The sequence below is a fragment of the Arthrobacter sp. 260 genome (assembly GCF_013116745.1).
Lineage (GTDB): Bacteria > Actinomycetota > Actinomycetes > Actinomycetales > Micrococcaceae > Arthrobacter_D.
The window spans coordinates 19,037-31,626 of sequence record NZ_JABFOE010000006.1 but is presented as its reverse complement, the minus strand read 5'-3'; the positions used below and the strand labels follow the sequence as shown (position 1 = coordinate 31,626).

General features: G+C 66.9%; 15 protein-coding genes. 1 reads left to right on the top strand and 14 read right to left on the bottom strand.

Annotated features, from left to right (window positions below):
- Nucleotides 1-8: 8 nt before the first annotated feature.
- From HMI57_RS08445 to HMI57_RS08420, 6 genes are all read right to left on the bottom strand, one after another.
- Complete coding sequence (locus HMI57_RS08445; RefSeq protein ID WP_171585513.1) at nucleotides 9-737, bottom strand: spermidine synthase; 729 nt, start codon at nucleotides 735-737, stop codon at nucleotides 9-11.
- Between the two features lie 20 nt (nucleotides 738-757).
- Nucleotides 758-2,857, bottom strand: coding sequence for an iron ABC transporter permease (locus HMI57_RS08440; protein ID WP_171585512.1), 2,100 nt, complete (start codon nucleotides 2,855-2,857; stop codon nucleotides 758-760).
- A gap of 8 nt (nucleotides 2,858-2,865) precedes the next feature.
- Nucleotides 2,866-3,846, bottom strand: coding sequence for an iron-siderophore ABC transporter substrate-binding protein (locus HMI57_RS08435; RefSeq protein ID WP_171585511.1), 981 nt, complete (start codon nucleotides 3,844-3,846; stop codon nucleotides 2,866-2,868).
- A gap of 27 nt (nucleotides 3,847-3,873) precedes the next feature.
- On the bottom strand, nucleotides 3,874-4,704 hold the full coding sequence (locus tag HMI57_RS08430) for an ABC transporter ATP-binding protein (RefSeq protein ID WP_171585510.1): 831 nt from the start codon (nucleotides 4,702-4,704) through the stop codon (nucleotides 3,874-3,876).
- Between the two features lie 72 nt (nucleotides 4,705-4,776).
- Nucleotides 4,777-6,591: a glutaminase A gene (glsA, locus tag HMI57_RS08425; protein ID WP_171585509.1), complete on the bottom strand. Its 1,815-nt coding sequence runs from the start codon at nucleotides 6,589-6,591 to the stop codon at nucleotides 4,777-4,779.
- 77 nt (nucleotides 6,592-6,668) lie between these two features.
- A complete protein-coding gene (locus tag HMI57_RS08420) occupies nucleotides 6,669-7,079 on the bottom strand; it encodes a hypothetical protein (RefSeq protein ID WP_171585508.1) in 411 nt (136 codons plus the stop codon).
- Nucleotides 7,080-7,302: 223 nt separating this feature from the next.
- On the opposite strand from HMI57_RS08420, the gene HMI57_RS08415 reads away from it, so the two are divergent.
- A complete protein-coding gene (locus HMI57_RS08415) occupies nucleotides 7,303-8,616 on the top strand; it encodes an Nramp family divalent metal transporter (protein WP_171585671.1) in 1,314 nt (437 codons plus the stop codon).
- A 102-nt stretch (nucleotides 8,617-8,718) separates the two neighbouring features.
- Here HMI57_RS08415 and HMI57_RS08410 read toward each other — a convergent pair whose 3' ends face one another.
- Genes HMI57_RS08410 through HMI57_RS08375 form a run of 8 tightly spaced genes read right to left on the bottom strand, consistent with a single transcriptional unit; the run spans nucleotide 8,719 to nucleotide 12,457 of the window.
- Nucleotides 8,719-9,048 carry a hypothetical protein gene (locus HMI57_RS08410; protein WP_171585507.1) on the bottom strand — a complete coding sequence of 110 codons (330 nt, stop codon included), beginning with the start codon at nucleotides 9,046-9,048 and terminating at the stop codon, nucleotides 8,719-8,721.
- The gene (locus HMI57_RS08405) at nucleotides 9,041-9,640 is read right to left on the bottom strand and encodes an Asp23/Gls24 family envelope stress response protein (RefSeq protein ID WP_171585506.1); all 600 of its coding nucleotides are present in this window, start codon (nucleotides 9,638-9,640) and stop codon (nucleotides 9,041-9,043) included. Before HMI57_RS08405 ends, HMI57_RS08410 begins: the two co-directional genes overlap by 8 nt.
- A complete protein-coding gene (locus tag HMI57_RS08400) occupies nucleotides 9,637-10,203 on the bottom strand; it encodes a sigma-70 family RNA polymerase sigma factor (RefSeq protein WP_171585505.1) in 567 nt (188 codons plus the stop codon). The genes HMI57_RS08405 and HMI57_RS08400 overlap by 4 nt, the downstream gene beginning before the upstream one ends.
- Complete coding sequence (locus tag HMI57_RS08395; RefSeq protein WP_171585504.1) at nucleotides 10,200-10,799, bottom strand: hypothetical protein; 600 nt, start codon at nucleotides 10,797-10,799, stop codon at nucleotides 10,200-10,202. The genes HMI57_RS08400 and HMI57_RS08395 overlap by 4 nt, the downstream gene beginning before the upstream one ends.
- Nucleotides 10,796-11,377, bottom strand: a complete 582-nt coding sequence (locus HMI57_RS08390) for a DUF6286 domain-containing protein (RefSeq protein ID WP_171585503.1) — start codon at nucleotides 11,375-11,377, stop codon at nucleotides 10,796-10,798. The genes HMI57_RS08395 and HMI57_RS08390 overlap by 4 nt, the downstream gene beginning before the upstream one ends.
- Nucleotides 11,374-11,751: a hypothetical protein gene (locus HMI57_RS08385; RefSeq protein WP_171585502.1), complete on the bottom strand. Its 378-nt coding sequence runs from the start codon at nucleotides 11,749-11,751 to the stop codon at nucleotides 11,374-11,376. The genes HMI57_RS08390 and HMI57_RS08385 overlap by 4 nt, the downstream gene beginning before the upstream one ends.
- Complete coding sequence (locus HMI57_RS08380) at nucleotides 11,748-11,939, bottom strand: DUF2273 domain-containing protein (RefSeq protein ID WP_171585501.1); 192 nt, start codon at nucleotides 11,937-11,939, stop codon at nucleotides 11,748-11,750. The genes HMI57_RS08385 and HMI57_RS08380 overlap by 4 nt, the downstream gene beginning before the upstream one ends.
- Nucleotides 11,936-12,457 (bottom strand): Asp23/Gls24 family envelope stress response protein, encoded by a 522-nt coding sequence (locus HMI57_RS08375; protein WP_171585500.1) that lies wholly within the window; start codon nucleotides 12,455-12,457, stop codon nucleotides 11,936-11,938. Before HMI57_RS08375 ends, HMI57_RS08380 begins: the two co-directional genes overlap by 4 nt.
- Nucleotides 12,458-12,590 lie beyond the last annotated feature (133 nt).

Sequence of the window (12,590 nt, the reverse complement as noted above, 5' to 3'; positions counted from 1 at the left end):
AGCGTGAGTCAGCTCTGTGAGTCCAGCGCCTTGCGGCCCAGATACACCGTGTTGGTCGAGTCCCTGCCCTGCAGCGGGTTGTCGAAACTGACGACGACGGCACGCACCTCGGTGAACACCTTGCCGAGGACCGCGAGGTAGTCGTCGTCGGGCGGGTCGTTGGACCAGAGGGCGAAGACCCCGCCGGGGTGCAGGTGGCCTGCCAGCCGCTGTGTCCCGGCCGGGTCGTAGAACGGCGCGTGGCTGGGGTGGAGGACATGCCGGGGGGAGTGGTCGACGTCGAGGATCACCGCGTGGAACTGCCGGCCCGGTGCCTCGGGATCGAACCCCTCGGCGGAGGCCGCCAGCGCGAAGAAGTCACCGTGGACATAGCGGTTGCGGGGATCAGCGGTCAGGGTTCTGCCCGCCGGGATCAGCCCGGTCTGGTGCCATTCGATGACTTCGCCGAGCGCTTCAACGATCAGCAACGACCTGGCCTTCGGGCTGTCGAGGACCGCCTGCGCCGTGTAGCCGAGCCCCAACCCGCCGACGACGACATCGAGCCCGTCGCCCGGGAGCTCGGCGAGTGCCAGTGTCGTCAGCTCAATCTCGGCGACGGTGAAGAGGCTGGACATCAGGAAGTCGTCGTCGAGTTTGACCTCGTAGACCTCCTTGTCGAAGGTCCGGTCCCAGCGCCGCCTGAGGCTGATCTCGCCGAGTCGGGTCTTTTTGCAGTCGAGTTCTTCGAACATCACCATCCGCCCAGTCTGTCAGGCGATCAGGTGTTCCGGCGGCTGCGGTAGAGCAGATAGATGAAGTACGGCGCGCCGAGGATCGCGGTCAGCAGTCCGGCGGGGAGCTGGGACGGCGCGATCACCGTCCGCCCGAGCATGTCCGCGAGGCAGACGAGCAGGGCGCCGAGCAGCATGGCGGTCGGTAGTGCGAGCTTGTGCCGGTGGCCGATCAGCGCGCGTGCCGCGTGGGGTGCCACCAGACCGACGAAGCCGATCACACCGATGCCTGCCACCGCGGAGCCGGTCAGCACAACGACGCAGACAATGAGGATGGCCCTGGCCGTCGGGACCCGGATGCCGAGCAGGCGGGGGGTGTCTTCGTCGAGCGCCAGCAGGTCGTGGGTGCGGTGGGCACTGGCGATGATCGGAGCCGTGAGGATCAGCGCGACGATCATTGGCACCAGGTGTTGCAGGGACCTGCCGTAGGTGGAACCGGACAGCCAGGTCAGCGCCTTCGCTTCGTTCCAGGGGTCGGTGAGGACAATCAGGAGGGTGATCCCTGCGGTGGCTGCCGCTGAAACGCCGAAGCCGATCAGGATCAGCCGGTCCGTCTGGAGACCGCCGCGGAGGGCGAGGCCGAAGACGATCGCGGCGGTCACGGCGGCGCCGAGGCCAGCGCCGGCGCTGATGAACCAGAACCCGGCGATCGGAACGAAGGTGATGACGGCGATCGCGCCGAGCCCGGCCCCGCCGCTGACACCGAGAATCGCTGGTTCGGCGAGCGGGTTCCGGGTCACTGCCTGCACGGTGGTGCCAGCCAGTGCCAGGGAGGCCCCCGCGAGCAGTGCGGCGCCGACCCGCGGCAGGCGGGTATCCATCACGTTGGACACCACTGGTCCGGCCTGACCGGCAGCCCAGTTGGCGAGGTCACCCAGGAGGAGTTTGGTGTCGCCGATCAGGACGCTGGCAAAGGCGGTGGCGACGGTGAGGGCGGCGATCCCCGCGATGATGAGGATGACCCGGCCGCGCGAGCGGGATGCGGCCATGCTGATGCGGCGGGGCTCGCGCACTGGGCCGGCTGTCCGCAGGCGTTGCGCCAGCAGCACCAGAAAGATCGCACCAAACATGGTGGTGATGACCCCGGTGGGTACCTCGACGGCGCTTTGCGCTCCGACCGCTGCGCGCAGGCCCACATCGGCGCCGAGCACCAGGACGACGCCGGTGAGCGCCGACACCGGAATCATTGCGGCGTGTTTGTGCAGACCGGGGACCGCCGACGCCGCCAACCGGACCAGCGCCGGGGCGGCCAGGCCGATGAACCCGATGGGTCCTGCCATGGTGACCGCTGCCGCCGCCAGCAGGACCGTCAGGACGATGGCAATCACCTGGGTGCGCCGGACGTTGACGCCGAGCATCCGAGCCTGGTCGTCGCCGAGCGTGAGCAGGTCCAGCGACCGCGATGTGAGCAGGAGCACCAGGATGACCACCCCGGTCAGCGGACCGAGGAGGAGGAACTTGTCGATTCCGCTCTGTCCGAGGGACCCGGCCTGCCAGGCGTAGAGCCCACGGGTTTCCTGGGCAAACAGCAGCAGCAGGGTGGTGGTGAGTGCACTGAACGCCAGGGCGATCGCCGACCCGGCAAGGACGAGGCGGACCGTCCCGGCGGCACCGGCCCCGGACAGTGCCAGGACCAGGGCTGCTGCGGCCAGCCCGCCGGCGAACGCAACGCCGACCGCGCCGAAAAGGGGCAGCGGCAGCCCGAAGGCTGCCACTGCCACCACCGCGAGATGTGCTCCGGCGTTTACCGCGAGGGTATCGGGGGACGCGAGGATGTTGCGGGACACCGACTGCATCACTGCGCCGGCAACGCCCAGGGCCACGCCGACCAGAATTCCGGCCGCGAGGCGCGGCACCCGTGAGGCGGTCACCACTGCCGTGGCCTCGTCGGTGGCGCTACCGGTGACCAGCTGCCACAGGTCGGACAGGGTGACTGCGGCCGTGCCCTGACCTAGATGAATCACCGATAGGACGACCACAGCACCCACCAACCCCGCCGCCACAGCGAACAGGGGAACGCGTGAGGCGGTGCTGGCCGGTCCGCGTGGGGTGGCGGGGGCGGGGCGGGTGAGAGTCGTCTGCGGCATGGGAGTGGTTAGTTCAGCGCGTCGACGGCTGCGTCGATGATCTGTTCCATTGAGGTAGGACCGCCAAAGGTCCAGATGGAGTCAGGGAACCGCACTACCTTGTCCTCGGTCACGAAGGGGAGGTCCATCCAGATGGCGTTGTCGGCCAACTCGTCCGTGTACGGATCACCGAAGGCGTCATTGGCCATGTACCAGAAGTGTGCGTCGCCAAGCTCAGTCAGCCCCTCGACGTCGGTCTGTGCCAGACCATAGGCGGGATCGCCCTCCATTGACCAGGCGTTCTCCAGTCCGATCTCGGCGAAGACGTCGGAAACCAGCGAACCCTCGGCGTAGGGACGGATCGAGACGCTTCCCGCGTCGACGTACGAGTCGGAGAAGGCAACAGCGTCGCCGGTGGCTCCGGCTGCTTCGACCGCGGCACGGTCTTCCTCTACCTTGGCCTCGAAGTTGGCTTTCAGCTCCTCGGCTGCGTCCTCGGTGCCGGTGGCCTTGGCGATCAGGCCGATCGTCTCGAACATCTGGCCGATGTTGTCAGCGGCGTCTCCGCCGGGGACCACGATGACGGGGATGGTTTCTTCGATCTGTTCGATGGCTCCGTCGACCAGCGAGTCGGTGACGAGCAGGAGATCCGGTTCCAGTGCGACGAGGGTGTCGATGCTGGGCTCTCCGCGGGTACCGATGTCCGTGACCGTGTCGTCCAGCGGGGCCGAGCTCACCCAGGTTTCGTAGCCTTCGATGTCGGCGGCGCCCACCGGCATCACGCCGAGTGACACCATGTTTTCGATGACTCCCCATTCCGAACCTGCCACCCGGGTCGCGGGGCCGTCGAGGACCACTTCCTTGCCACGGGAGTCGACGATCGTGATGGACTCGCCGGATCCGGTGTCGGCTGAAGAGTCGCTGGAAGCGGCATCCTCGGTGGTGCCGCAGCCGCTGATGGCCAGCATGGCCCCCGCCGTCAGGGCAGCAAGGAGTCGTGTTTTGCGCATGGTGTTTCTTTCTCTAGGTAATTCGAACTAGGGGGTGAGGGAGAGGTAGGTGTGACGTCCGACAGCCCGGGTGGTCAGGGACCCGGTGGCTGCATCGATGGTCACGTCGACCCGGACGCCGAAGGCCCGGGTCAGGTTTTCGGCGGTCAACACGTGAGCTGCCGAGCCTGCAGTGGTGATGGTCCCCGCCTCGAGCAGCACCAGGTGGTCGGCGATCGCCGCCGCCTGATCCAGGTCGTGGAGGACGACGCCGACGGTCACGCCATGTTCGACGGCGAGGTCACGGATGACGTCGAGGATTTCGACCTGATAGCGCAGGTCGAGGTAGGTGGTGGGCTCGTCAAGGAGCAGTACCTGGGTGTCCTGGGCCAGGCAGGAGGCGAGCCACACGCGCTGCAACTGGCCACCGGAGAGCGCAGCCACGGGGGAGTCGGTGAGCTCGTGGGTGTTGGTGAGACGCATCGCGCGTTCCACCACCGCCGCGCCGTCGGGGTCTTTAGCGGTCCAGCGGCTTCGGTGGGGGTGGCGGCCGTAATCGACCACCTCTTTCACAGTGGTCCCGCCGGGGGTGGGGCGGCCCTGGGTGAGGAGGGTAACGCGCTTGGCGAAGTCCCGAGAAGATAACGCGAAGGCATCAACGCGCTCGCCCAGGGTCACCGATCCGCTGTCCGGCTTATGCAGCCGGGCGACGGTGCGCAGCAGCGTGGACTTCCCGCTCCCGTTCGGCCCGATGAAAGCGGTCACCTTGCCCGGCTCCAGCGTGAACCCTGCCTGGTGCACGGCGGGCCGTGAATCGTAGGAGATGGTCAGATCCGTAGCCGTGAGGCCAACGTCGGAACCAGTGAGAACGGAGGTCATTGCTCAAAGGTAAGGCACGCCTAACCTAAAGTGCAATAAATACGTCACGAACGCGTTGTGTAATTACCGGGCCTAGTCGCGGACCCGGACCGCGGTTTCGCGGAGGTAGAGGTCCACGCGGGTGTAGGCGTCGCGGGTCAGGGCCTTCCAGAGTTCGACGGCGAGCCGCGGATCCTCGGATTCGAGGGTGGAAATGGCGTCGGCGGTCAGCACCATGACCTTGACTCCGCCCTCGGCTTTCACCGTGGTTTCCTGGCGGTCGTCGCTACCGAGCGCGAGTTCGCCGAAGGTCATGCCAGCGCTGAGGGTGGTGAGGCGGACCCGTCCTCCGGTGGGACCGGGGACCGACGTCGTAATCTTCCCGGACAGGATGAAGAACACACCGCCGAACCGTTGGCCGACGCGGCGGATCACGTGGCCGTCGTCGTACTCGCGCTCCTCCATCCGGTCGGCAAGCGCCGACGCGTCGTCAGCGGTCAGCGGGCTCAGCGCGGGGCAGTCGGTGACCCGGACCACCGTGGGAAGGTACAGGTCATCGCCGTAGGCGGCGATCAGCCGGTCTTCACACCATTCGACGGCGGCGGTGCGGGTGTCGAACGTGGGGACCTCGCGGTCCACGTCCTGGAAGGTCTCGGCGAGGGTGCCGTCGCTGTCGATCAGGACCAGTTCGCGGCCCTCGCTGACCAGGTTCTCCCGGGTTTCAGCGAGTAGGCGCAGGGAGACATCGGCTACTTCGTCCACGCGGCGAAGGTCCAGGATGATCAGCTCGACGGTCCGGTCGAGGGAGCTCAGCTCGCGGATCATCGACTCGGTGCCGGCGAACAGCAGGTCGCCGTTGAGTTCGATCACGCGGGCGCGGTGGCCGTTGTCCCTGAGGATGTCCATCGCCTCGTCGTTGCGGCGGATGCCCGACGGCGACGCTGAGATGTCGTAGGTGGACCGGATGGCCGACTTGCCGGTCCGGGCGGCCCGGACAAAGTGGAGTTCCATGTCCCGGGAGAGGCGCTGGCTGGTCGCCATGCCGCGCACGCTGCTGCCGTGCTCATCCAGGGGAGGGGAGTACACGGCGAGTCCCACCTGGCCAGGCAGGACAGCGATGGTGCCGCCTGCGACGCCGCTCTTGGCGGGCATGCCAACGGTGCTGATCCAGGCGCCGGCGTCGTCGTACATGCCGCAGGTGGTCATCACGGACAGGACCCGTTCGATCGGCCCGATCTCCAGCACCTGGCGCCCGGTGAGCGGGTTGCGGCCGCTGTTGGCGAGGGTAGCCGCCATCACCGAGAGGTCGAGGCAGTTCACCAGCACCGAGCACTGCCGGAAGTAGTCCTCGATCACCGGCTGCGGATCGTCCTCGATGATATTGAATGAGCGCAGCAGGTGGGCGAGCGCCCGGTTGCGGTGCCCGTGCTTGAGCTCGGACTCGTAGATCTCGGTGTTGACGCTCAGTTGCCGGCCGGCGAAGGCCGAGTAGGTGTTGAGGATCCGCTTGAACCGGCCGTTACCGCCGGATCCCTTGATCAGGGAGGTGGCGGTCAGGGCGCCGGCGTTGATCATCGCGTTGGAGGGGCGGCCGGTACCTTCGGCGAGCGAGATCTCGTTGAACGAGTCGCCGGACGGTTCGACGTCAACTTTTTCGTCCACGGCGTCCATCCCCAGATCGGCGAGGGCCAGGCCGTAGGTGAAGGGCTTCGAGATGGACTGGATGCTGAACTCGTCCCGGGTGTCTCCCACCTCGTAGATGTAGCCGTCCACAGTGGTGAGGCAGATGCCGAAGTTGTTCGGATCGACGTTCGCCATGGCGGGGATGGTGCTGTAGGGCTTGCCATCCTTGAGCTCGGCGATCTCCTGGTGGATACGTTTGAGGTAGCTTTCGATCGGGGAGTCCATGCAAGCAACACTAGGCGATCCGGGCGCACCCTCCGCGCGGGAAGTGCCGCCCGGGCCTGCGGACCCTCCCGGCTTGGCTACTTCTTCTTGCGACCGAGGATCAGGGCCAGCGCAATGCCGACCATCCAGATGTCCTTCGCTACGGGGGTGCCCTCCTGGCTGGGACGGATGCCATCGGATTCGGTCATCTCCGGTGTGCGGAAGTACATCAGCATGGTGCCACCGGCAAATGCGCCCAGGGCGAGACCCGCCAGCCGTGCGGGAACGAAAGGAGACAGCAATGCTGCGCCGATTCCGATCTCGGAGTAGGAAAGATACTTGCCGAACTTCTCCGGTTCCAGCTGGGACACCTGGGGAATCGCCTTCGCGGCCATCCCCTGAAGGTAGGCGGCGGAACCCGGATCGAGGTGAAGCTTGCCGATCCCAGAGTTCAGAATAAAAGCACCGGTAGCCAACCGAAGCGGCACCTGACTTGCTGTGAAACCCATGATGTTCCTTTCGCGCTGGACTTTTCCGTTTCGAGCCTACGTCCGGCCGGTCCCGCGCGCTAGGGCCGCTGACACACGGCCATGAAACTGGCTGCAGGGCCCTGCGATCATGTGGGTCAGCTCACAGGCGGAACCTCGATCCATGAGAGGATACCTAGGGCCCGTTCCCTGACGGCACGGGCTCCCCGCCCCCAAACCTGAAGGATCTTTGATGCCCGGCGAGATGCCCCCAGAGAAGTCGGGCCACGTGCCTGCCGAGAAACTGAACCACGCCGACCGCGTGGACGACGACGGCGGCAAGCCCGCCAAATGGAAGATCGTCGGACCAGGTCTGGTGGTGGCCGCCACCGGTGTCGGCGCCGCCGATATGGTGGCCACCCTGGTGGCCGGTTCCCGGTACGGGTACGGCCTCCTCTGGGCTGTCATCCTCGGTGTCTTCCTGAAGATCATCCTCGTCGAGGGTGCCGGGCGGTTTACCCTGGCCACCGGCTACACGATCTTCGAGGGCTGGCGGTCCCTGGGCAAATGGACCACCTGGTACTTCGGGCCGTACATCATGATCTGGGGCTTCGTCTACGGTGCGACGGCGATGTCGAGCGCCGCGCTGCCCCTCGCCGCGCTGTTCCCGATCTTCCCGCTCTGGGCGTGGGCCATCGTAATGGGCCTCGCCGGCTTCGTGATGGTCTGGTTCGGCCGCTACGCCACCTTCGAGAAGATCACCGCCGCCCTGGTCGGCATCATGTTCATCACCGTGGTGGGCCTGGCCATCATCGCGGCGCCGAACCTTCCGGAAATGGTCACCGGACTGGTGCCGATCATCCCCGAGGGTGGCCTGCTGTACACGCTGGCGCTCGCCGGCGGTGTTGGCGGCACCATCACGCTCGCCGCCTACGGCTACTGGTTGCGCGAAAAGGGCTGGTACACGCCCAAGTGGATGAAGGTGATGCGCATCGACAACTCGATGGCATACGTGATGACCGGCATCTTCGTCATCGCGATGCTCATCGTCGGCGCCGAAGTGGTCCGCTCCGCCGGGGTCAGCCTGAGCGCCGGTGACGAAGGGCTGCTCGACCTGTCCACCGTGCTCCGCGATGAGTACGGCGACGTCGTCGGGATCGGGTTCCTGGTCGGCTTCTGGGCCGCCTCCTTCTCCTCGATCATCGGCGTCTGGAACGGTGTCTCCCTGATGTTCGCCGACTTCTGGGGCAACATCCGCGGCAAGGAATCCGGCCACCCGGACACCCGGGTGGGCGGCAAGTACTTCAGGTTCTACGTCCTGTGGCTGACCTTCCCGCCGATGATCCTGTTCGCCCTGGGCCAGCCGATCGGACTGATCCTCGCGTACGGTGTCCTCGGATCACTGTTCATGCCATTCCTCGCTGTCACTCTTTTGGGCCTGCTGAACGGTAAGCGGATCCCAAGGAAGTATGCGAACAAACTCCACACGAATATCGCCCTGGCGGTTGTCGCGCTGCTGTTCATTGTGCTCGGCATCAACCAGCTTGTCGGGGCGGTCGCACCACTCTTCGGCGGTTAACCCGCCCGCACAGGACGAAAAACGGCCCCGGGGCCCAGACCCGCCGGTTGCAAGCGGCGGGTCTGGGCTGCGGGGCCGTTTCTGGCTGACCGGACGCGGAAACTAGGAGAACTGCGTGTCCGCGAACCCACAGACCGTGATCTCCACGGTCACCTGCAGGGAGCTGGTATCCGGTTCCCGGGCCAGTCCGGCCCGGATGGCTGCGGCCACCTCACGGACCAGTCGCGGCGCCGCCGTGTCAGTGAGTGCGGCGATCCGGGCCCTGACCGCCAGCCGGGAGCCGGAAACGTCAACGTCCACCAGAGTTTCATCGGCGCCTAAGGTTCTGGCAATCCCCGCCAGGATCGCCGAACGTGCCGGGTACAGGCCAGCCACTCCTTCGACCCCGGTGATGATCTCCTCGACCCGGAGTGCCAGTTGGTCCTTACTCATTCACCTCTCCTCTCGGGTCCCCACCCACGCGCTCGTGAACGTCGGTCACCGATACGTCGACGTCGGTCAGGTTCAGCTCCGTCTGGGTTCTCACCGTGTCGGCGATCCGTGTCCGGAGGGACTCGACCATGGCCGGGAGCGGGTAGCCGAAGAATGCAGTCACGTTTACCTCGATCCGGACCTCGCCGCCCGGCTCGGTGATGTTCCCGTGCAGGCGGCATTTGCCGATCGTGGCACCGGCGACGTCGTCGCCGGTCGAGCGGATCAACGCGACGAGGCTGCCCTCGGTCTGAGCGAAGGAGTCCTCCGGGTCCTCGCCCGACAGCGGAATACTCCGACCGGACCGCATCTCCAGCCGCAGGTTGCCCAGAATTGACTGCAGCCAGGGCTCGTCAGCCGACCCTGCCTGTTCGGTATCGGCCGCCGCGAGTTCGCCGGTCAGCCGGTGCAGCGCACGCAGCCCAGCCAACCCTGCCTGACATTCGGGGCAGCGTTCGTAGTGCTGCTCTGCTGTCGACTGACCGGTCCGCAGGTACTCTTCAAGCTCGTCGAGGCTGTGGCCGCAACCGGGATCAGGGATGTCGTTGCTCATCGCCAGTCCTCCATTTCCTTCATCAGGGTGGTTCGTGCTCTCGATAGCCTGCCGCGAACGCTGTCGGTGCTGATCTCCAGCGTTTCGGCGATGTCCTCGTAGGATTGCCCGCCCATCTCCTTGAGCACCCAACACTGGCGCTGCTCGTCCGGAAGCTTCCGGAGTGCTGCCACCAGGGACTGCATCTGAGAGCCCTGTTCGACGGCCCGCTCCGGACCGGGTGCCGGATCGGGTGGTTCGACGTCGTCAAGGTCGTCCACCGGCCGGCGTTTCCTGATCAGGTCAATGCTTTTCCGGCCGCAGATGCGCATGAGCCACGGCTTGACGGCGGCGCCATCCTGCAGGTCGCCGAGCTGGTTCCAGGCCTGGAGCAGGGTCTCCTGCACGGCGTCGTCGGCGTCCGCCGCCGAACCGGTGAGTCGCCGGGCGTAGCCGCGCATCAGCGGCCCGTACCGGCGTGCAATGGCCTCGAAGGAGGCGACGTCGCCGTCCGCCGCGCGCTCCACCAGGAACGAGTCATGGGCATCGTTGAGGTTCAGACGGGGGCGGGCCGGGGCCGTCAATCGACTCTCCGCGTGCGGGTGAGGCGCGCCCGGGCCCCCGCGTGGACGCTGACGAGGATGGGGTGGCGCACGCCAAGCAGGGTGTCCAGACCGCTGATCGCCTCCTCGGCCGCGGCGACCACGGCTGCGGGAGACGCCCCGCGGCGCGGCTGGACCCGGACGCGAAGGCCGGTCTGCCGACGTACCCGCCAGGAGGTCACTCCGACGGACAGGATCTGCCCGTTCCCCTCGAGGCTCGAACGGAGAGCGTCCTCCACGAGGGAGGTCTCGACGGTGGTGGTACCCGCGCCGGTGTCCTGCTGCGCCAGAGTGCGGGTGCGCCCGCCGCCCTGCGAGGCAATCCACCCGAACAGCAGGGCAGCGCACGCCAGCACCAGGGCCAGCGCGGCGACGGTCCACCAGCTGGTCTCGGTGTTCAGGGGAGCGGCCGCCAGAATGCCGGGGAGGCCCTCCACAGCGGCTGTGCCCACGGAGGTCCAGGTACCGGCTACCTCGGGGAGCAGGCCGGCAGCAGCGGTGAGCGCGCCGACGGCGAGAAGTACCAGCCCCAGCAGGACCAGAAGGGTCCGGTTGAGCCAGCGATGGGTGGAACTCATATGCCTAGTGCTCCTTCATGCCTGAGGTTGATCCTAACGCCTGGTTCAGGACGGATCCTGTACCCGGAGAGTTCGTCCTCGACTGCCGCGCGGATGAGCGTTTCGTCAAGAGGAGACCCACTGGTCGGGCGGACGTCGACGGTGATGCGGCGCCGGTCCACCCGGGTGGACACCTGGTCCGGGTCCAGCCCCGCCTCCTGGCGGGTTCGGCGGGACACGGCAGCCGCGATGACTTCCGAATCGACCACCACGGCCGTCCGGTCCCGGCCCACCACATGGAGGTCTCGGGTGCCCGGTGTCAGGGCGACCAGCAGAAACATCAGTCCCACCAGTGCCAGACCCAGACCGGCGAGGGTCAGCCCCCAGGGGAGGACGGTGCTGGGGAGGCCTGCCGCCCAGTTGAGCAGGGCGGGTGGACTGATGATCAGTGGTGGCTGGTTCACCACTGAGAGAACGGCCTCGGTGCCCAGCCACGCCAACCCGGCCAGCAGGACGACGGCGGCACTCACCGACGCGACGGCACGTGAGGAATGCGTTTCGCGGCGGAGAAGCCGGCGGGTGTGAAGTGTTTCGCTCATGCCAGTTTCCTTTCCGCGGGAGGCCGGATCCCGGTCAGCCGGATATTGATCCGGCCCACCTGGGACCCGGTGACCTGCTGGGCTGTTTCACGGATTCCGTTCCGGGCGCGGTCCGCTCGGTCAAACACCGTTCCGCCGCCGTGTTCCACCGCTGAGGGATCCTGTGCCGCCTGCAGGAGGATGGGCGCGGGAAGGGGGACCGAGACCGTGATGCCGAGGGCGCCGTCGTCGTCGGCCAGCACGACCCGCACCTCACTCCGGGGGACGCCGAAGGTGGCTGCTGCCACGGCCTCGGCGGTGTGGGTCAGTGCCGACTTGGTGATCCGGGTGTGCCCGGTGCGTCCCGGAGCGGCGCTCCGGTTGGTAGCGGTCACGACGCCGAACGCCGGCCCCGCAGGGCATCCAGGACTGAGCCTGGGTCAAGCTTACCTTCGGCGGTGCGACCGGCAACGGCACCGATCACCATGAACACGGCGACCAGCACGAAACCCCAAAAACCGAAGATCAGTGCAGCGAAGGCCAGGGTGGCTCCGGTGGCGATACCGGCTGTCGTGGGGCTCACGAGACGCGGGATTCGGTCGGGGCGGACTCGGCGTTGCCGTCGCGGGTGTCATCACCGGGGACGTGGATGTCACTGATGGTCACGTTCACCTCGGTGACCTCCATGCCGACGAGGTCCTCCACGGCAGAGTAGATGGCGTCGCGGACCTGATCCGCCACCTCCTTCAGCGGGTGCGGGTACTCGACGACGAGGGTGACATCGACTGCCACCTGGGTCTGGCCGACCTCGACACTGATGCCCTGGGTGTGGTCTTCCTTCTGGCCGACAGCGCCGCGGATCGAACCGAGCGCGCGCGCAGCTCCCCCGCCGAGTGCATGGACGCCGGGGATGTCGCGGATAGCAATGCCGGCGATCTTCGCCACCACGTTGTCAGCGATGGCCGTCGCGCCGCGCCCGCCGTCGTGCTGACGTTTCCCATGGGGTGCCGTGGCTGCCGCAGTAGCGGGCTGGCGGTTGGCGAGCGCCTGAGGGGTGGAGCCCGTCGTGGTCGGCTTTTTGTCCTGTGGCTGGGTGCTCATCGTGATGCTCCTTGATGCTGAAGTCGGTGGATAAATCGGTGATGCGGGGGCGCCCAAAAGAGGCGCTCCTGCAGGTAAGACGCTCCGTCCGGGGCAAAGGTCACGGTCACCTCAAGGTGATGTGCCTCACACT